This is a genomic window from Mycoplasma sp. OR1901 (assembly GCF_013348745.1).
Lineage (GTDB): Bacteria > Bacillota_I > Bacilli_A > Mycoplasmatales > Metamycoplasmataceae > Mycoplasmopsis.
Genome location: NZ_CP054666.1, coordinates 335,868 through 358,507, shown reverse-complemented (window position 1 = coordinate 358,507; position 22,640 = coordinate 335,868). Strand labels below are relative to the sequence as shown.

Genomic DNA, 22,640 nt, shown 5'->3' with positions numbered 1-22,640 from the left:
TGTTAAATAGATTAACTTTTTATTAAAAACTACATAGTATTATTTGTACTATGTAGTTTATTTTTATTTAATTATTTATCGTTTTCTTCAACTATTGTAGCTTCTTCTTCGTTAGATGATGAATTAGCATTTGTTGCATTTTGTTGTGCTGCATAGTTAGCAAAATCACGCATCATGTTTTCTACTTGATCTAACTTATCTTTTAATGCAGGTATATCTTTTTTATCGATAAGTTCTTGTAATTCTTTAACTAATTTTTCACTTTCTTCTTTTGATTTAGGATCTAATTTATCACCTTGTTCAGCGTTTGCTTTTTTAATTTGATCTATTAAACTTTCTGCTCTAACTAATGTTTCAACTTCTTCTTTTTTCTTAGCATCTGCTTCTTTATTCGCTTCTGCTTCTTTAATCATTCTATCAATTTCTTCTTCTGTTAATTTTGTTGAGTTAGAAATTGTAATTTTAGCATCTTTATTATTTTTTAAATCTTTTGCTGTTACTGTTGTAATACCATTAACATCGATTGAGAATGTAACTTCAATTTGAGGAACACCTCTTGGAGCTGGTTCAATACCACCTAAGTTAAATGATCCTAAAGTTTTATTATCTGAAGCCATTTGTCTTTCACCTTGTACAACTCTAATTGTAACTTCTGTTTGGTTATCAGCGGCTGTAGAGAAGATTTGGCTTTTTGTTGCAGGAATTGTTGTGTTTCTTGCGATTAAAGGAGTTGCAACTCCACCCATTGTTTCGATACCTAATGTTAAAGGTGTAACATCTAATAATAAAATATCATCAATATCACCCGCTAAAACAGCACCTTGAATAGCAGCACCAATTGAAACAACTTCGTCAGGGTTAATTGAACGGTTTGGTTCTTTATTTAATGTACGTTTAACCATATCTTGAACAGCTGGCATACGTGTTGATCCACCAACTAACAATACTTCATGTAAGTCTGCGGATGTAATTCCAGCTTCTCTTAAAGCATCTTCAATAGGTTTTCTTGTTCTATCTAATAAATGTGAAGTCATTTCTTCAAATTCATTTCTTTTTAATTCTAATTCAACATTAAGTGGTCCATTAGCTGTCATTGCTAAGAATGGTAAGTTAATTGTTGCTACAGATTGGTTAGATAAGTCAATTTTAGCTTTTTCAGCTGTTTCTTTTAATCTAGCTTTAGCCATTTTATCGTTTTCAACATCATATCCATGTTCTGCTTTAATTTTCTTAATCATTCATTTAACAATTTCATTATCTCAGTCATCTCCACCTAAGTGGTTATCACCACTTGTTGAAAGAACTTCGAATGTTCCGTCTTCTAATTCAAGTACTGAAACGTCAAATGTTCCACCACCTAAGTCATAAACTAAAACTTTCATTGATTTATTTGTTTTTTCTAAACCAAAAGCTAAAGCTGCAGCTGTAGGTTCATTAATAATTCTTAATACATCTAATCCAGCAATTTTACCAGCGATTTTAGTAGCTTCACGTTGTGAGTTATCAAAGTATGCAGGAACTGTAATAACAGCTTTTGTAACTTTTTGTCCTAATTTAGCTTCAGCGTAATCTTTCATGTATGATAAAATCATTGCTGAAATTTCTTCTGGTTTGTATTCTTTATTATTTGCGTTTACAGTTTTACCAGTACCAATTAATCTTTTGATTGAAACTATTGTGTTTGGGTTTGTTTCAACTTGTCTTTTTGCAACATCACCAACGATTGTATCTCCATTTTTAAAACTTACAACTGATGGAGTAGTTCTTTTCCCGTTAGGGTTTTCTAATACTATTGGATTTTTTCCTTCGATAACAGATACAACTGAGTTAGTAGTACCTAAATCGATTCCTAAAATAATTTCTTTTGCCATGTTAATTCTCCTATTAATTATTTTTTGTTTTATTTAATTTTTAATTATCATTTATTTTCTCAATATATGGCTTCTTTTATCGAAGTCATAATATTATTATAACACATTATTTAGCAGACCAAGCGTTTAATTGCTAATTTTTTTATTTATTACAACTGACGCAGGTGTTATAACCCTATCTGCTACTTTAATACCATATCTAACAACTTTAACAATATTATTATTAATGTCATTTTCGTTTGTTGTTTCAACTACATCAACTACCTGTTGTGTGTTTGGATCAAATTCAGTATTTAATGAAGGTATTATTAATTCTGCATTATTAGATTCTAAAACATCTACCATTTGTTTGATAACAATATTAAATCCAATTGCATAATTTCTTAATTGATCATTATCTGAATTTTCAGCACCTTGTTGTGCCATTATAAAGTTATTAAACGGATTTATAAAATCTTCTAAAAAACCTTGTAAAGCATACGATTTAATTTCACTTTTTTCTTTTTTTGATTTTTCAAATAAAAGTTCTTTTTCTTTTGAAATTTTTTCTTCAGCCATTTGAGCAATTTGTTTTGCTTTTTCAACAAAGATAGCTTCATTTAATTTAATTTTACTTTCAAGTTCAACTACTGCTTTTTCTAATTCAGCATTTCTTTCTTTTAATTTTAATAATTCTAAATTACGTGCATCATAATTAATTATTTTTACGTTAGTTAAAACTATTTTTACTAATTTACCTGCAATTGTTTGGTTTGAAAAATCATTTGGCACATTTACCAATAGTTCAATTTCTTTTCTGAATGGTGTTTTAATAATTAATTTATCAATTTCTAAACCATTAATGTATTCGTTTTTACCTAAAACAACTTGTTTTTTCTCCTTTATGAATTGAGGTAATATTTGTTCATCTAAAATTAATTTAAAATCCGCTTCAATTACGTTTCACTCTTTGAAATGTGTGTGTTTATGTTTATTATTTTTTTGAAAATTCATTTATTTCTCCTTCTTTGCTTTTTGCATAAATATTTCTAAGGCATTAAGTGCTGTTCTCATTTTATTATAATCTGATGTGCTTGATGCAACGACTGAAATTTCAGTTGTTCTATCATCGTTTATAATACGTTTAGACATAAAAGAACCGGTATCATCAACTGATATTTTTATTTTTTCATCTTCATCAAAGTGTGATTCAATTTTTTCTCAAATGGAGTAATTTTCGATTAATTCAATAATTTTATTTAAGTTATCTCTATTGATTTTCTGACTTAAAATAATGTTATTTTTACCATATATTTTATTTTCTTTATATTTATTGATTTCATCATTAAACACTTGCCTTACAAATGATTCAATTATATTTTGATAATTTTTAATCGAATCAGCTAAGATGTCTTTTAGTAAGAAAACCCTTTGCGCAAGTTCGTTAATAGGTGCGTCAATAAGTCTTTCTTTAAAAATTTTAAGAGCAATTTTTATATCATTTAAATTATTGTTTTCATCTATTGTGATTACTTTATGATAAACTTGTCCAGTCGAAACAACCATAACGATAGTTGCTCTATTTTTATCTAAAACAGTCATATCAATACTCTTAAGTATTTCATTATTGTTATAATCAGTTTTAATCAATGTTAAACCTGTCATTTCGGAAATAATATTCGCTGCATGATCAACCGTTGTATTAATATCGTTTTCTTTTTGTTTAAATATTCTTTCTAATTTAGACATCATTTCGCGTTCAAATGATTCACTTAAATGTACTGCATAGTAATTTAAACCAAGCAATGTAGGCGTTCTACCGCTAGAACAATTCGCTTTCTGTAAATACCCTTCTTCTTCTAGTCTTTTCATTAAATATCTAACTTTAGCTGAAGAAAAACTTATATCATCAAATTTATTCATTAAAACTTGACTACTAACGGGTTCACCTTCTTCAATAAATAATTTGACTGTATATTTTAATATTGGTTCTAATTTTTTGTCTAATCTATCACTCATATTTACTATTTTATCAAATTTTTAGCAGGCTACAAGTTTTTTTGCTAAAATAAAAAATAACTCCTTAATGGAATTATTTAATAACCTAATTTAGATAATGATTTTTCATCATCGTTTCATTTTTTAGCAACTTTAACCTTTAAGTATAAAGATACAGGAACTCCAAATTGATGAGACATTTTAATTCTAGCATTTTTACTAATCTCTTTAATTTTAGATGCGTTTTTACCTATAAGCATTCCTTTTTGAGAATCTTTTTTAACATACATTATTGCTTCAATAACAATTTTTTCATCTGATTCTTCAAAAGAATCTACAGAAACAGCTATAGAGTGTGGTAATTCATCAAAAAGTCTTTCAATAGCAGATTCTCGAATTATTTCTTTAGCTAGAAAACGCATACTTTTGTCAGTGATATCATCTGGATCATATTGTAATTCACCTTCGCTAGAGTACTCTTTAATGATGTTAATTAGTGATACAATTGATGAATCATTCGAAACATCTGTAGATACTATTTTATCAAAATTAAATTCGCTTAATTCTTGAATTTTTTTAGTTAATTTTTCAGGGTTTTTCTTTATTTTATCTATCTTAGAAATAACTGCAATTTTATTTTTAATATTTTCTATTCTAGATAATATTAATTTATCACCAGGTCCAATTTCTTCATCAGCAGGAGATAAAAATAATAACACATCAATTCCATCGATTGAATCAAACGCATTTTTGTTTAATAATTCACCTAATTTATTTTTAGGTTTATGAATTCCAGGTGTATCAGTGAATATAATTTGATGGGTATCATCTGTATAAACACCTGTAATTTGATCTCTTGTAGTTTGAGCAACATTAGTAACAATAGCAACGTTGTATCCTAAAATAGAATTTAATAAGCTACTTTTACCAACATTTGGTCTACCAACTATACTAGCAAAACATATTTTCATTATTTAATATTCTCCATAAAAATCGGATAAGGAACAAGTTCTGCAACTGTATTTACTCTCATTTGTTGTCCATCGTTTGAATATTGATACACCAACGCTTCCTGTGGCATAAACTCAGTCATAACTTGACGGCAACCTGCACAAGGCGTAATTATTTCGTTTTTTCTTGAAATAATATGTATTTCTTTAAATTTACCTACATGAGCTCCGTAGGCTACAGATCCGAATAAAGCACTTCTTTCTGCACATAAACCTGAAGGGTACGCTGCGTTTTCTACATTAACACCGTAATATTCTTTTCCATCATAATCTATAGCAATTGCAGCAACTTGAAAGTTTGAGTATGGTGCATAAGCTTTAGATAATAAATTTCTTAATTTTTCAATCATTAGTATTCCTCTCTTTTAATTTTAAGTGGATTAAAAATATCATCCACAATTTTATTCATAACAATTCTTTCATCTTCTAACTCGTGATCATAGCCATATAAGTGAACTAAACCGTGAGTAAAAAGATAACAATATTCACGTTTGATACTGTGATTAAATTCTTTTGCTTGTTTTTTCATTTTATCTCAGCTTATAACTAATTCACCAAGATGAATAAAAGGTAAGTTTTTGTAAAATTCTAAATCTCCAAAATCAAATGATAAAATATCAGTTACATAATCTTTGCCTCTAAATTCTTTATTAAGTTTTCTAATCTTAGGTTTAGAAACAAAAGTTACATCAAGTATTATTTTTTTACTTGAATCAAGTTTAAAATAATTAGCAAAATTATTTATAATTTGATTCATCTCTTCATTGAATAATTCAATGTTTTTTACTTCTTTTTTAATGTTCAATGAAATATCGTATTTCTTATTCATGTTTATATTATATATTATTTAAAATTAAGGGTTATTTTTTTAAGAAAATACTAATTATATTATCGTAAATAATTTGATTTATCGTCTCTATTTTGTATTCTAGTAGTGAGCTTAGTAAAATGTTGTTTTTATCTATTAAATATTTTTTTAATTCGTCATTTATTATTTCTATTTTATTATTGTTTAAATTTGAAATAGTTATTTGAAATTTTCTACTAAATCCCTCATCAAAAACTATTAAATTATACTTTTCATTAGATAATTCGTCAGGTTTAATATTCTTAAGTTCAATACGATCATCATTTAAATAAATTATTACATTTTTATAGGTTACAACTTTATAAAAAAGACCATAATATATTAAGAAAGATAAAACAATTATTAATATTAATAGTATAAATATTTCTATCTTATAAAAATTTAGTGATTTCTTCAATTTTTATTACCTGCGCTTCATTGAATATATATTTGTTGTTATGACTTATTTCTACTGTTAATTTATCACTTAATAAACTTAAATATTGTTCTTTTAATATATCAAATATAGTTTCATTTAGCGCTTCAAAAGCTTCGTCGAATATCACAACATCATAATCATATAAAAATGGTTTTAAACATTTAATAAATTGTAATTGTCCACTTGATAATTGATTTATTTGAACATCTTGTCTAATTTCAATATTTAGATTTCTAAATATTTCATGTAATTTAAATTTATTTAAAATACTTATAAAATTTTCTCAATCATCTACCAATAAATATTCTTTTAGTGTAGAATCAGGTATATTTTTATTATCTCCTATATAACAAAACCTTTGTTTTATTTGTTTATTTTTATAAATATTAACTATATTATTATTTATAAAAATTTCACCGTTAGTCGGGTTGTATTTACCAACAAGTAGTGAGCAGAGGGTTGTTTTACCACTACCATTATTACCTTTTAAAATATTATTTTTTTCTAAAATTAACCTTGGAATATTAATATTATATTTTTCTTGATTTTTGTTATATTTATATGACACATATGATAATTTGATACTTTTAATTATTCCACTATCACTAGAATCTAATTTATCTTGACTCTTTTCTTTTTTAAAAATATTTAACATATTTTTATTTAACTTATAACTTTGCCTATCTTTTATTATTGGTTCAATTTGTTTTAAAGGATTTAAAAACATTTTTATACCTGTTAAAAAGAATAATAATTGATATAAGTTAATTTTTGAATTTCAAATTTGAAGGATGCCAAAAAACAATATAATTAGTGGAATCATCATGTCAATAAACTTATTTGTGGTGTCAAAATAAGTTTCTAAAGTTAAAAAATTTTTGAATGTTAAATTGTGTGATTCAAAATTATCTATTAATCTTGTTTTAAATTTTTCCTCTTCAAATGATAAATAGTTAGTTTTTAAAACTTTGATGTAATTATTTAAAGTTTTATCCAAACTCTTTGATTCATTTAATAATAAATTCGTTGACTTTCGATACCATAAATAATACATAAAAGTAAAACTAAACACTAATAAACCTATAACAGAAATAATCAAAGTTAATAATTGACTTGTAATAAAAATGATAATCAAAGAAATGATAAACGAAAGTAAAACATAAATAACTCTAGGTATAAAAGTTATTTTATGTGCCTCTATTTGATAAATATTAGTAACTCTTTGTTTAATTTCAATTTCATTTAAGTTATTAATTAAACCAACATTCTCTTTCGAAAATGTTTCTATTAAATTTTTGAATTTCAAATCAAAATTATTTAAAACACTTCACCTTATTAATTTGTTTATTATTAAGTTTACTAGTAATGAAAATGCAATAAAAGTGATAAAAAATATCATTATATAATAAAACTCACTAGTTTGTTTTGACGGAACTAGTGACTGTAGAACATATTTAGTAACTAAAGGATAAATTAAATTTAAGATTAGCTCTAATGTAAGTGAAAAGAATAAAAAGTAAGAGTGTCTATTAAAGTGAAAAATGCTTTTAGTTAAATCAAAATTATGCTTTTGAGCTGTTTTTTTATTAAATTTAACTAAAATATTTAAAAATATTTTTTCGAATTCCTTAATATCTAAACTTAAAATTTTTCCGTATGTTGGATCATAATATTTAATAATATTGTTATTTAAACTTTCAATAAAAACTATATGTTGAAAGTTATTATTGCTCACAATCGCACCAAATGGATATTCGGTTTTATCTAATTCTTTTAATTCTCTAATCTTGCAATAATAAGAAGTTAGATTATAACCGTATACACTTATTAAATCTTTTAAATTACTTAAACTTATTCCAGTTTTATCATATATAACATTTGATTTCAACTCGTTAATATCATAATTTTCATTATGGTACTTTTTAGCATAGTACTTAAATACATATAACGAACAATCTCTGTAATCATATTGCTTTTCCATACTTAATAAGTGAAATTTATATAAAAAAAGAACTATAAATGTAAAAATAGTTCTTTTTTCCGTATTATTTACCTAATGTTAATAATTGAACAAAGCTCTCAACTTCTAATGAAGCTCCACCAACTAAAAATCCATCGATATCATTTTGTGATGATAATTCATTAATATTTTTAGGGTTAACACTTCCACCGTATTGAACTTTTAAATTATTTGAAGTAATTGAGTGAATATATTGACATACATCTTGTGCAATTTCTGGAGTCGCAACTTTACCTGTTCCAATAGCTCAAATTGGTTCATAAGCTACAACAATTTTATCGTGGTCTAAATCACCAACTGATTTTTCGATTTGTGTTTTAACAACTTCTTTTGTTAAACCTTTTTCGTATTCTTCTAATGTTTCACCAACACAAATAATTGGAGTCATACCAGCTTCAATTGTAGCTTTAGCTTTAGCATAAACTTCTTCATTTGTTTCGTGGTAGTATGTACGTCTTTCAGAGTGTCCTAAAATTACGTAGTCAACATTTAAATCGTTTAACATTGATGTTGAAACTTCACCTGTAAATGCACCTTTTGGTTTATCACTAACGTTTTGAGCAGCTAATTTTAATTCTGCTACTTTGTTTGATTTAAATGCAGCTAAATTTACAGCAGGTACTCCAACACCAAATTTAACATTTTTATAAATTAAATCTTTTTTTGCTTGGTATTCGTTTGAAAAATCGTTAATAAATTTTTCTGTTTCAGAGAAATTTTTATTCATTTTTCAATTACCAATTATTATTAATTCTTTCATATATACCTCTTATTTTTTTATTTTAATAATTATAAAATATTTTTACTTATTTCCTTAAAAAAATATTAGCAATTTTAGTTTGCTAATACCTAAAATGAAATATCAAGTGCAACACTTACGTGCTTGGTATTTTTATTATATCTTAAAACAATTTGAAGTTTTTGAATTTTAGTAAAAAATGACAATTTTTTATATTTTTCATAACTATCAAAAATTTCAATTTCTAAATAGACAGAAAGAAACTACACCCTTATCTAAAAAGGGCGTTAAAATTGTTTGGTTGAATTTTCATTTAGATATTAAGGACAGTTTTCTTTGATAAATTCTTCGTTAGATGTTTTTCAATCTAAGATTTCTCTAGGCATATTATTTATTTTATAAACTATTTCTTGTAGGGATTCAAAAGTTATTGTATTGAAATCAAATCCCTTTTTAAATTCTCTACGTATAAGTCCATTTCAATTTTCGTTTGATCCACGTTGGAATGATGCATATGGTTCCGCCCTATAGATTTTAATATCTAACCATTTAGCTAAAATGCCAATCTTTTCAAATTCAATACCATTATCGATGGTTATTGTTTTAACATTAAGACTATTTTTCTTAATAATTTCTCTTAATTTAGAATTAATTTCGTTAGGAGATTTAGAATAAACAAAGTCCGCAAAACCAATTCTGGTTTTACGCTCTGTCAAAGTTAATATATTTTTATAACCGTTAGATCTTTTTCCTATGACTAAATCAGCCTCTCAATGACCAAATTCCAATCTTAAATCGATTGATTTAGGTCTAGCTCATATGGGAAATACGTACTCAGCACTTGTGATTAGTCTATTTATTACAGATGTAGAGCGTTTTCCTTCCTTTTTTATAATAAAGTCTTAATCTATCTTTTCTTTTAATAATTCATTTATTTGTTTTAATTCAATTAAAAACTGTTTTTATAGATGGCATTAAAATGTTATTATGTTCTTTTACATAATTATATGTTGCCTTAACACCATGAAATTTTTTATCATATTTTTTCTTAAAATAATTACTAAAATCTTCAAATTTGAAATTTATATCAAATCTAAAAAGGTATTTATATGATTTTCTTTTCAATCTTTGTTGATCTGCAAATTCAAAATCATAACTACCATAATAGTTGCAATTCTTTTTAAATTCTCTTGAAATTGATGAAATATTTCTATTCAATTCTCTAGCAATACTTCTTAAAGAATAGTTATTTTCAATACTTTTTTGTATGAAGAATCTTTCTTCTTTAGTAATTTGCTTGTATTTTTTTGTTGTATAATACATATGGTTCCTCGGTCGTAGTGGAGCCATTTTTTTATTAAAAAATTTCAAGTGCCCCACAATTCAATTTTATATCAATTGTGTTGCACTTGAAATTACAATTTAGCTATTAGCAATTTTAGTTTGCTAATATTAAATTATTATTTATTTTTTACATATTCTTTAGGATATTCCATTTTATCACCTATGAAATTTGTTGCGCCATGAGCTAAAATAAATTCAAAGGCAGCACTAATTGTATCTCTAAGAGCTTTTTCATCAACGCTATCAAATTTTGCATAACGAGGAAGTATTCCTTTTGTCCTCATCCCTTCTAATCACATAACTCATTCGGACATATGATTTTCATCGGAATCATTATTCTTGTAAGTATCTTGATTAAGCGTTTTCATAAATTTCTTCATTTTTTCTAAATGTATTTGTGAAGTCTTAAAATCAAAATACATATTTTTTCCGCCAAGAACTGGAGCAAACTGATTTTTACCTCTTATTACTAATCCGTTATATTGAGTTTTATCACTTGAAATACCTAATTGAATTAGTGAAACTGAGTTATTATCTCCATACCATCTATTTGTTGGTATAGTATTTCTATCATTTTGATTATATCTTTCTTTAAATTTATTGCTTATTCTATCAACAAAAAAGTCAATTCATTTATCACGTAATGCTAATTTTGTATTTTCGTTATCTTTTAATTCTTTTTCATATATTGAGTGTGTTTCAGGCGCGAAACTATTTAAATATCTAAATAGTCCGGCAAAAACATTTATATCTCATCCATCTTTAAATGCTAATCTAGTCTCTAATCTTTCACCATTACGTCTATATTTTATGTATTCAGGGTAAATTGATTTTGAATCATCTATTAATAACATTTTATCTCTTTTATCTTTAGGTAGTTTAAACAATCAAGAATCAGCAAATACATTATTCTTTGTATAACTATAATTATCACTATACTTAATTAAATTTTGAGTTGTATTATCCTTGTCTTTTTTATAAACATATTTAGTTTTTTCAGATCCTTGAACAATATTAAACTCAATTTTATCAACATTATAAATGTATCCAGCTTTCATACCTTCTGGTTTTAAACTGAATGATCAATTATTGCTATTATTTTCTCTTGTAAAAATTAAGTTTGAATTTGCATTATCTAATATAAGATTATGAATTAAAGTTAGATTATTAAATGAATCATTTGAAAATTGAAGATTATTAATTTTTGCTTCACCTTTAAGATAAAGTTTAATATCACTAACTTGAATATTATCAGTACTATTAGATGTAAAACCAGTTATATTTACATTAGCTTGTGTCGCTTTTTCGATTATTTGTTCTCCTTGAGGATGGGAGTTTTCATATCAAATAGGATCTAAATTTGTTCAAGTCATTATGACATTATTAGCTTTAAAGTTTTCTATTTCAACACTAAAACTTGAAAGACTAGCATAAGTAATATCGATAGTGTTTCTACTATTTAAAATAGTATTTCTATCATTGTTATTAGTATCTAAAACAACAACTCTATTTAAATCATAATTACCATTTCTAATAAATTTATTAATCGAAAATCTAAAACCTAATTTAGAATTATTTAATTGCATTGGTTCTGATGTAACATAATTATCGCTATCTTTAGATTTTGCAACTAAATAAACATATTTGTTTTTATATTTTCCTTCGAATTTATTTAAGGTTATTTCACCAACCACATCTTCATTTTTTCATAAAGTTTTTGTTGTAGTTTCGCCAGGTTTTTTAGTATTAAATGTTAAAACTTCGTAATAATTAATTAATTTATCAATTAATGTTTTTAGTTTACCTAAGTTATTAGCTGCTGCAAATTCACTTTCAAATTCTCTTTTCTTATCTTGGTTTTTCATTTCACCACTTAGTAATTTTTGCGCTTCATTACGTTTGCTATTATATAAACCTTCTATTTCTTTTTTAATATCGTTATATTGACTTTCAGTTTTCTTAGGAGCATCAACTTCATTACCTATTTTAGTATTGTATTTACTTAATTCAATTGAATCACCATTTAATAAGTTTAGTTTTTCTTTTGTTGAATTATATATATTTCTTAAAATATCACCAACTTGTTTGATATCACCTTTAATCATACGTTCTGTTATATTATTTTCAACATTACCATTAGAATCTAAATTATATTGATATCTTAAACCGTGTCTTGTTTTGGTTTCGTTTGTTAATTTATTAAATTCAATATTCGCTTTTTTAGCTTCATCGCTTAAAAACTTAAGCGAGTTATTTAACACTTGCTCGTAATCGGCTTCCGAACTATATGCAGTTGTTTTAGAAGCAGAATTACTTCTAATACTATTTTCTGAATTTAATCTGTTTAAAACATTAATTGCGTTTCTTCTTTTTTCTTCTAAGTAATTTGTTGCTTCAGTAATAACTTGTTTGATTTGATCACTACTATTTGAAGAATTAACACGTTGATCTCATTGAGTTTTCTTATCGCTATTTTTTAATCTAGTCTTAATTTGATTTCAATCAAGTGCACTTTTTTCTTTTCTAATTTTATTTCTTACTTCTTCAACTTTTTGATTAGTAGTTGCATTATTTAATTCATTACGTAATGATTCTTTATTTTGGCTAAGCCCACTTAAATTCTCTAATTCTTGTTTTGTAGAATTTAAAATATTTTTAAATGAATTAGTTTTCGAATCAAGAACTTCTTTTTTACTAATAGTATCTGTATTATTTCACTCGTTAAGTAATACTGTTCTATTTGATTCAACACCTATAGAATTAATTTGATTTTTTAAGTTTTCTAAATTATTAAATAAAGTGTTTGATTTACTAATAAGTTGATTTAAACCTTGCTCATCTTTTGAAGTTAAATTATTAATTTCATTAACAATTGAAGTAGTTTGATTTATGTTTTCAAATTTAGCCTTAATTTGTTTAATAGCATCATTTTGTTTTTTTCTAAAATTAATTTTTTCAATAATTGAATCCAATTCGGAATTGATACTATTATTTCCTATTATTTCTTTATTGTTATTATTAAATACATTATTAACCATAGAATCAAATTCGTTTTTGTAATCTTGCCCTAATTCGTTTTGTTTTGTTCTTAATGTATTTAATTTATTTTTAATAAGATCAAAACTATTTGATAATGATTTAATTTCTTCTTTTGTATCGGCTGATGAACTATTTAGTTTAGCTGAGAAGAACTCTTTAGCTTTTTGTTCATTACTGAATTGAGTATTATTCTTAGTATTTAATAAATTATACTCATTAACTGTTTCAATCGCTAATTGTTTTAATGATAATAATTCATCACCATTATTTAAAGCATTTTGCTTATTATTATTTAATGAATTTCTAGCATTTAAAGGCATTTTATCTATCTCTTGTTGAACTTCGTTTCTTAATGTTTCCATTCTTTCAATAGCTTTTTGTTTAATATTATCTAATGTTGTTAAATCTTTAGCTTCATCAACTTTTCTATTTTCTTCTATTTTTTCATTTGAAGGTAATTTATTTACTTCTCTTCTAACATCTTCTTTCGAAAGATTAATAGCATTTTCTTGTTCAGCAAGTTTATTATCTACTTCAACTTCTAATGCGTTTAAATCTTCATTTTCATTATTTGCTTTAGCGTTTAACGTTCTCTTTAACTCTTCATCGCTTAATCTTGAAATTTTCTCTTTAATTAATTTAATTTTTAATTCACGATCAGCTTTTTGTTCAAGTTTTATTATCTTGGTTAAAGTATCTGTTTCATTAGAATTTAATTTAGTAATTAATTCATTATTTTTGGTAGAATCTAAACCTAATCTATTAATATATTCTCTCGCTTTATTTTTTCTAGATAATAAAGCTTGTTCAACTCTAGAAGAAATTTCTTTATTTTTAGCTTCAGTTCAATTTGAATCATTAATATTATCAAATTCTGATTTTAAAATATCATATTCGCGATTTTCTTCTGTAGTTTTCTCAGGACTTAATAAACCTATTTCAATAATATGTATTTTTTCTAAATCAGCAGCAGTTTTAGATGTTATGTTATTTTTCTCGTTTTTAAGATCTTGAATTGATTTTTCAATTTCTGGAATTGAATTATTTTTTGAATTATCAACAGTTCTCTTAACCTCATTGCTATCTAAGAAATTATTTTTTAATTTTGTTAATTCTCTAATTTTTTCATCAACTTTAGATTGTATTTCTTGTCTAATTGATTTAATTTGTTCAAGATTATCAGCATTTTTAATTCTATTTTTAAATAAGTCTAATTCTTGACCGCTTAATTTACTTTCTACAAACTCAGTTGCAGAGGTTTTAGCACGTTCTAATGCATCTTCTTTACTAATTTCGTTTGAAGCTAATTCATAAATTTCATTAACACTAACAACATCACTTTTATTTGTAAGCATATCTTGTAATTCTTGTTTTCTTGCTTCGTTAGTAATTCTATTAATTACATCATTTGTATATTCTTTTGCCTTAGGTACAATAGTATTTTTAACGTAATCTTTTAATTTTTGAATATTGTCAAGATTATCAATAGATAAACCGTCTTTATTGCTTACTAACTTATCAATTTCACTTCTTACTTCATTTTGCTTATCGGTAAATAAATCATTACCTAATTTAATTAATCTATCTAGCTCATCTTCATTATCTGCATTTTTTAAATCTTCTTTTGCTTTAACGTAAGCTACATTACCATTAATTTTTTCTACTGCTAATTTAGCATTTTCTTTTTTATCATTAATTATTTTTTCAGCTTCAACTTTTTTATTATTAATTTCTGTAATATTTGTTGAAGAATTCACAAAATCTAATAATTGATTTTTCTGGTTATTAGTATTTGAAAGTTTGTTTATTGATTCTATTGCAGCTTCTTTTGCTATGGTTAGGTTTACACGATTTTCTAAATCTTTAATCTCAGCACTAGTTCCAGCTGCGGCAATTAAATCTCTAATTTGATCTCTATCGCTTTGATTTTTAATATTATTTAATTTTGTTTTAGCTCATTCTTTAAGTGTATTTAATTGTTTATTGACTTCACCTATAACATCATTATATGCTTTTTCTGTATCCAACGCCGTAGCATCTTCTAATTTTTTAAGATAATCAGAATGAACATTATGTTTTTCAATATCTTCACTTAAGTTATTTACAGCTTGTTTTGCATTTTCTTTTAGATTATTGAGATGTCTAGTAATTACTTCTTTTACTGAGTTGATTGCAACTTCATCATTTGCATTGTTTAATTGTTCAGTTAATGTATTTCTTGGATTTTGATTTTCTATTAACTTAGTAGTTAATTCCGTTAAAACTTTTCCTCTTTCATCTTGAATATATTTTTGAACATTTGATATAACTTCTTGAACATCTTCTTTTGTTTTCGCTTTGTTTATTAAATCTATAAATTCAGTTTGTTTGTCACCATTCAAGTTAATTTTTTCTTTTGTTTCATTTATTGCATTTTCTCTAGATGATTCAAGTTCTGTAGTTTCTTGTCTTTCTTTACTTCTTGCTCTAATTGCAATTTCTTCCAATGCATTTATTTTTTGATTTTTATCTTCGTCTGTTGAAGGTCTATTTTTTAATATTTCTTCAACTTCATTAAGCATATTTTCTTTATTTATAACTTTAGAAATTTCATCTTTTACATATTTAGCATATTTTTCTACTTCTGATGTATTTTCTAAATTATGTAAGTCTCTATAATTACTTGCCGATTCTGCTTCGTTAAGTAGTTGTTGTTTTTTATCATATTCATCAACTGTAACTGTATTATCATTTAACGAAGCAGGTTCACTTATTTTATTTTTTGCGTTCTCTTTAAGTTTTGTAAATTCAGATATTAATTCATTCTTTAATTGTTTTAAAGTTAATTCATTTGCATCATCACTATTTCTAATTGCAAATTCATTATATCTATCTGACCCTTCAATCTTATCAAGTAAAGGTTTAATTTCATTTTTTAAGTTATTAATCACTTCTATAGCATCATTTTTTATTTTGCTAATAACATCTAAAGTTGTTGCACCTTCTATTTGACTTAATTTAGAAGTTTTATCTTCTAATTTATCAACAATTAATCTTGCTTCATCTTTAGCCGCTCTTAATTGACGATCTTGCTCTCTTTTATCATTACTAATTAATTTTTCTATTTCATCTAATTTATCTAATGTTGTTGCTTGATCAATATCATCATTATATTGTTTTTTATCTCATAATGGTTTAACCAATTCTTTTAATTGTTCTTTTTTAGCCTCTAATAAAGCTTTATTTTTAACAATATTAAGTTGCTCGATATTTTGTGAATTAGTTTTTTCTGTTTCTAATCCTGTTTTTTTATCTTGATTATTAACTAACTTAATTGCGTCTTCAGTAGACTTTTTATTTTTCTCAAATTCTTCAGTAGCTTTTTGTTGAATTAATAAAATTTCTTGCTCTGTATCAACATCTGAAAAAGAAATATCCTCTTTTAAATTATCGTATAAATTAGAACCTTTTGTTTTTTCAACGATTTCTTTGGCAATATTTTTAATTGTGTTGATTTTTTCTTCTAATTTCTCAAGCACTGCATTTGCATTAACTTTTGTTTTTGCTTCATCAATTAATTGTAATAATTTAGCTTTAGAATTTTCCGAAACGTCATCTGTTCTATCGTTTAATGAATTTTGAATTTTATTCTTAATCTCTGTTTTTAAACTTTCAAGTTCTCTTTTTTCGTTATTTCTAAATGATTGCACCTCGTCGTAGATTGCTTTTAAATTAGTTAATTCATTTCTTCATTTAGTTTGATTTGGTTCAACAATATCATTTGCAGTAGCATCAATTAATTTTTGATTTAATTCTTCTTTTTTACCATTATCTTCTATTTCATTGATTAATTCTTGAATTACATCTTTTGTTTTTTTATTCGCTTCTTTAAGTGTTGAATCTAAATCGTTAATTTTAGTTTTTGTAGATAAAGATTCTTTTATTTCATTTCTAATGCTTTCAATTGGTAGATTAGAATCAACATATTTGGTGTATAAATCTTTAACATCTTCTACATATTTTGTCATTTGATCAGAAATATTTCTAAGCTCTTTTTCTGTCGTAGCAGAATCAAGTTGTCTATTAAAATCGTTATATTTCTCTGTGTGAGTAGGAGATTCTTTATCACGATTTCTTGGTTGTATATTTTCTTTAGAATCGTTTTTAATTTTGTTTTTAATTTTATTAAATTCAGCTATAGCATCTTCTTTAACTTTTTTAACGTTTTCTAAATCTGTTTGATCATTTGTATATGTATTTAAAAGAGTTTCAAGTCTAATACGTTCACTATTTTCCGGAAGTAATTTAGCAAGTTCATTAAGCGCTTGTTCTTTTTGAATTGCAAACTCACCTTCTTGCTTACTTCTAGCTGTATCAACTTTTTCTTTTAATTGATTTAGTTTGGTCTTATTAATTTTGTCATTTGTTAAATTGTTTAATTCTTCTTGTAAACTATCTTTTTCATTACTATCGGTTAATTTATCAATACCAGATTGTATTTTTTCTCTTATTTTTTGATTATTAATTTCTTCTTTGATATCATCTAATTCTTTTAAATTAGACGCGTTATCAATAGAGGTATTAAAATTATTTTTAACAATTTCATCACTTACTTCATTAAGAATTTCTTTAATGTTTTCTTGTTTGTCAGAAAATATTTTTTTAGTTGCTTCAAGTATGTTTTGTATTTCAGATTCTGATGTTGAAATTGAAAGTTCATTAGTTTTAATTTCTTTTTCATTGCTTCCAACTAATTTTTCAATAAACGGTTTTACTTTGTCTTTTTCAGAATTTATATAATTATTAATTTGTTCTTTTATCGCACTTATTTTCTCTTTTGTTCTAGCAGAATCTATTTGATTTTTAAATTCATTATGTTTACTATTTGTGACATTAATTTTTTCGTTTAAAGCATTTACTGCATCTACTTCTTTTATTAATTCATTATTATAAATTTGTTTATCATTTATCTCTTTTTCAAGTCCGTTCTCTGAGTTTATAAGTTGATCTAATTCAGTTGCATCATTAATTCTAGTTGTAAAATCATCCTTTTGATCTTCAAAAACTATTTTTGTATTTAATGATTGGATTAATTCTTCTTTTTTACGTTGTAAATTAACTTGTTTTTGTAAATTATTTAAGTCTTCAATATTTTTAACTTTAGTAAGTTTGTCATTTAATGAATTTCTAGAAACTTCATTTGTAATTGCTTCAATATTTGAACTGACTAATGATTTTTTAGAGTCAAATATATTATTCATTTCTGAAATATATTGATTTAAAGTTGACTCATTTACAATATTTTGATCTAATGAATCTAGTATATCACTATATTTTTTATGATTTTCTTGATCACCGATCAATTTATTTAAGGCTTCTTGATAATTTGTTCACTTACCATCTATGATATTTTGAACAGTATTTCTTTGGTTTTGTGAAATAGTTTCGTTTGTTCAATTTTCAGATGATAAAATATTAGATTTATCAAATAATCTATTAACTTGATTTTCTGTTTCTTGATTAAACTCATCTAGCTTAGAGTCAACTAAAGAACTTAATTGATTTAAAATTGATTCGTTTTGTGCTTGGTTTATGCTATTTTTAATTTCTATGTTTACATTAGTTGAAACAGTGATTATTGCATTTAATTTTTCTAAAACTTTTTGTTTTTTAGAGTTGAATAATTCAACAGCTTCCGCTTTAACTTGATCGATGGTTGATTGTGTGGTAGCTTGGTTAATTCTGCCTAATAATTCGCTGTTTAAAATTAATTTTTTAGCTTCATTTCTAGCTTCTTCTTTTAATAATTTTATTCTTTTATCAAGGTTGTTAAGAGCGTTATCGACACTTTTTAAGTTTTTTGAACTTTCAGCTTCAAGTAATATTTCATTTCTTTCTTCACTATCAGTAAGTGTATTATTTATTTTTTCAATTGCTTCATCTATTTTTTTACTTAATTCATTTTGCTCTAATGATATTGTTGTATCTATATTTTTTACTAATTGTCTTGATTCATCTAAACTTAGATTATTTTTTAAAATTTGATTATTAAATAATTCAATATTTTCATCTTTGTATAATTGCTTTATTTTTTCACGTACTATGTCTTTATTAGCTTGAATTTCATCTTTTTCTTTTTGAATTTGTGCATCAATTTCTTCATTAACTTTTTGTAATTCTTCTAAATTGTCAGTTCCATCAATTTTATTAATTAACTCTTGTTTTTTCGAAGTTTCTTGTACTTGTTCAAGTTTGTTTCTTAAATCATTTTTAAAGTTTTCTATATTGTTAATACTTTTAATTTCTTCTAAAAGTCCGTTTAATTCATTAATATTTGTAGCATCATTTAAACGTTGTTTAATTTCTTCTTTAGAAGGATTACTATCGCTTAACTTTCCGAATTCCTCTATAACAGTTGTTTTTTTATCACCAAATGTTTCAGATGCTTTTTTAATTATATCGTTTAATAATACTTCGTTTTTTGCTCCGCCTAAGTCAGCGTTTAATTCACTATGAACCTCATCATCACCAACTGTGGTTGCTATAGAAATAATAGCTTTTTCTCTTAAATCACTTAAAAATTTATCAACAATTTCAATAATTTTATTTACTTCTTCTTTTGTTTTAGCTTTTTCAACTTCATCAAACAATTCACCTTTTAATGGGTTACTATCTGAAATATCAACTATTTTTTCTAAAGCACTATCTTTTACGTTTTTTAATTCATCAGCTTCTCTTTTTAAGTCTTGATCCACTCTTGCTTCTATCTCTTTTAATTTTTCAAGAGAAGTTGCACCATTAGTATCATTAAAATAATCTTTTTTATCTTCTAAATTTGAAACTTTTCCCTCAATAACAGATTTTGTTTTTTCAAATTCTAATTGTTGCAACACTTTTTCTTCTAATTTTTCAGCTTGTTCTATATTTAAAACATCAATTAACTCATCATTAAATTGATTCTTTTTATCTTGATCACTTATTTTTTGAATATCCGCTTTAATTTGTTCTTTTTTAAGCCTTAAAGTTTCAGCAGCATCTTTTTCTTGTTTGATAAATTCATTTATTTCACCACGAATTTTAGCTAATTTTGTATATATTTCATCTTGATCAATATTATTCTTACTATTAGAATCTAACATCGCATCATCAAGTTCTTTTTTAAACCCGGTTTTCTTTTCATCGTTTCCGATATTTTTATCAACAAAATAAGTTAATTCGTCGTGTGAAAGTTTATTTGAATTTTCTGCATCATGATATTTAATTGCGTCCGATGTTAAAATGACTAATTCATCAGAAGAAGTTGCATCGTTTAATCTTTTGTTAAAGTCTTCTCTTTTAACTTCATGTAAAACTTTTTTAATTGCCTCTTTAGCTAATTCTTTATCTAATTGGAATTGATATAATCTGTCTATCTCAGCTTTTGCTCTTAAAGCATCATCTAATGTTTTTGAATTTTCTAATTTTTCTTTTAACTCATTTGCTTTTTCTTGATTATCAATTAAGTCAGCGGTATTTTTACCACTTTCTTTAGCTTGATGATAATTTTTTAAAGTATTTGCTTTTTCTAAAATATTTGCATATTGAGAAGCAATAGCATTTTCGTTTAAATTACTTAATTCTTTTTGTAAAGTTGCTTTTGTAACTATTTCTTCATCGATTTTAACTGAAACTGTACTATCTAATGAGTTTACAGTTTCGTTAGTTCTTTTAATCAAATCATTTATATAATCATTTACACTAGTAGCAACTTCTTGAATTTCTCTTTGTGTTTTAGATTCGCTTAACATTAACTCAAAATCATTTTTAAGTCTTGGTAAACCTCTTAATCTTTCAATAGCTTTTTTTGTTTTTTCAGTTTCATCACTCAAAATTTTAGTAGCATCATTATAAACTCTTTCAACTACTTTCGGATCTTTTGTAGTTGATAATTCATTTAATAACTCTTGTTTTTTAGGATTATTTAATAATTTAACAATTTCTATAACTTCTTTTTTTCTATTGTTATTAGATATTAATTTATCTAATTCATCTTCAATAATTAATAATTCGTCTAAATTATTAGACACCTTAATGTCATCTAAATAATTTTGTTTTACTTGGTCATCTAGATCAGAATTATTAACTCTATCTAATAATTCTTTTTTCTTATATTTAATTAAACCGTCAATACCAGAATTATCTTTTAAATACTTTTCAACTTCTTTTTCTAATTCTAGTAAATTTTGCATAGATTTAGTTTTATCAATATCAGCTAATTTTTCTAAGAAATTATTTTTAACATCCTCATCTTCAATAACATTAATTAGATTTTCAACTCTTTCTTTATTACGATCATACTCAGATAAGTTTTCACTTCTTAAAATTTCTTCAATTTTAGCTTCTATTCAAGGTAAATCATCTAAATTAGAATTATTTATGTCTACATAAATTTCAGATTTTTTAAATAAATTTTTAATTTTTTGAGCTTTTTCGACAATAGGAATATATTTATCAAGTTCATCCTTTAGTCCTTTTAATAAAACTATATCATCACCTGAATTATTTAATTTTTCATTAAATTTTTCTCTTAAAACTTCTGGTAATGATGAAATATTTTTTGAAATCTCAACTTTTAAATTTCTAATTTCGGTTTCTTGATCTTCGATTGTTTTCTTTAAATTATCAAGTTGTAATTTTGAGTTCTTTGAGCTAGTGTCTGAAACTAAATTATCAATTAAATCCTTCTTAATATCAGGATTTTGAATTTGATTTATTATATTATCAAATCCGTTTATATAATTTAAACTTTCGTTATAATCGATCATATCAAATTCATCTTTAAAATCTAAACGGTTAACTTTAACTGTTTTTAGATTATTTTCCTTAGAATTTATAGATTTTTTTAAAGTTTTTAGTATTAAATCAACAACTTTATCAAGTTGATGGAATTGTTTTGTATTGATATAATCCGGATTAATTAGTTTAAATTTTTTAATAATATCTTCTTTTGGTGTATTCAATTTATCTAAGATATTCTTAACTTGATTATACCTAACGTTATAATCTTTTTTAGTATTAGATCATGTTCATATTACAGCAACTGCAATACTGATTGAGGAAATTGCAACTACAGATGTAGCAGCAATAATACTATTTCGCTTTCCTTTATTTAACATTTGACTCCTTTTATTTGTATGTTTTTATACAAATGGTAAAATTTGGTTTAAAATGACTAAAATATATTATGTTTTAAAAATGAAAATAGGTTACAAAAAACACCTATTGAAGATGTTTCATTTTAGCAATAATGTTTTTTTAGTAAATTAATTATACAATTATATATTAAAGTTTTAAAATTATTAATAATTTTGACCTAAAACTAAAAAATAAAATATT

General features: G+C 24.6%; 12 protein-coding genes. All 12 read right to left on the bottom strand.

What is annotated here, in order from left to right:
- Window positions 1–71: 71 nt before the first annotated feature.
- The 12 genes from dnaK to HTZ87_RS01185 all read right to left on the bottom strand — a co-directional run bounded on the left by dnaK (window position 72) and on the right by HTZ87_RS01185 (window position 22,420).
- Entirely contained in the window at window positions 72–1,871 is a 1,800-nt protein-coding gene (gene dnaK / locus HTZ87_RS01235; protein WP_174892752.1) for a molecular chaperone DnaK, read from the bottom strand.
- Window positions 1,872–1,997: 126 nt separating this feature from the next.
- Window positions 1,998–2,864 carry a nucleotide exchange factor GrpE gene (gene grpE, locus HTZ87_RS01230; RefSeq protein ID WP_174892751.1) on the bottom strand — a complete coding sequence of 289 codons (867 nt, stop codon included), beginning with the start codon at window positions 2,862–2,864 and terminating at the stop codon, window positions 1,998–2,000.
- Window positions 2,865–3,869 (bottom strand): heat-inducible transcriptional repressor HrcA, encoded by a 1,005-nt coding sequence (locus tag HTZ87_RS01225; RefSeq protein ID WP_174892750.1) that lies wholly within the window; start codon window positions 3,867–3,869, stop codon window positions 2,865–2,867.
- Window positions 3,870–3,946: 77 nt separating this feature from the next.
- Window positions 3,947–4,819 carry a GTPase Era gene (gene era, locus HTZ87_RS01220; protein WP_174892749.1) on the bottom strand — a complete coding sequence of 291 codons (873 nt, stop codon included), beginning with the start codon at window positions 4,817–4,819 and terminating at the stop codon, window positions 3,947–3,949.
- Window positions 4,819–5,208, bottom strand: a complete 390-nt coding sequence (gene cdd, locus HTZ87_RS01215; RefSeq protein ID WP_174892748.1) for a cytidine deaminase — start codon at window positions 5,206–5,208, stop codon at window positions 4,819–4,821. Before cdd ends, era begins: the two co-directional genes overlap by 1 nt.
- A complete protein-coding gene (gene ybeY, locus HTZ87_RS01210; protein WP_174892747.1) occupies window positions 5,208–5,687 on the bottom strand; it encodes an rRNA maturation RNase YbeY in 480 nt (159 codons plus the stop codon). The genes cdd and ybeY overlap by 1 nt, the downstream gene beginning before the upstream one ends.
- Before the next feature lie 31 nt (window positions 5,688–5,718).
- Window positions 5,719–6,123 carry an MAG1140 family protein gene (locus HTZ87_RS01205; RefSeq protein ID WP_174892746.1) on the bottom strand — a complete coding sequence of 135 codons (405 nt, stop codon included), beginning with the start codon at window positions 6,121–6,123 and terminating at the stop codon, window positions 5,719–5,721.
- Window positions 6,098–8,125: an Mbov_0121 family peptidase domain-containing ABC transporter gene (locus HTZ87_RS01200; protein WP_174892745.1), complete on the bottom strand. Its 2,028-nt coding sequence runs from the start codon at window positions 8,123–8,125 to the stop codon at window positions 6,098–6,100. The genes HTZ87_RS01205 and HTZ87_RS01200 overlap by 26 nt, the downstream gene beginning before the upstream one ends.
- 64 nt (window positions 8,126–8,189) lie before the next feature.
- Window positions 8,190–8,924, bottom strand: a complete 735-nt coding sequence (gene tpiA / locus HTZ87_RS01195) for a triose-phosphate isomerase (RefSeq protein WP_174892744.1) — start codon at window positions 8,922–8,924, stop codon at window positions 8,190–8,192.
- 299 nt (window positions 8,925–9,223) lie between these two features.
- The gene (locus HTZ87_RS03520; RefSeq protein ID WP_371813986.1) at window positions 9,224–9,703 is read right to left on the bottom strand and encodes an IS30 family transposase; all 480 of its coding nucleotides are present in this window, start codon (window positions 9,701–9,703) and stop codon (window positions 9,224–9,226) included.
- Window positions 9,704–9,755: 52 nt separating this feature from the next.
- Window positions 9,756–10,226, bottom strand: coding sequence for a helix-turn-helix domain-containing protein (locus HTZ87_RS03515; RefSeq protein WP_254616023.1), 471 nt, complete (start codon window positions 10,224–10,226; stop codon window positions 9,756–9,758).
- Between the two features lie 137 nt (window positions 10,227–10,363).
- Complete coding sequence (locus HTZ87_RS01185; protein WP_174892743.1) at window positions 10,364–22,420, bottom strand: hypothetical protein; 12,057 nt, start codon at window positions 22,418–22,420, stop codon at window positions 10,364–10,366.
- Between the last annotated feature and the right edge of the window lie 220 nt (window positions 22,421–22,640).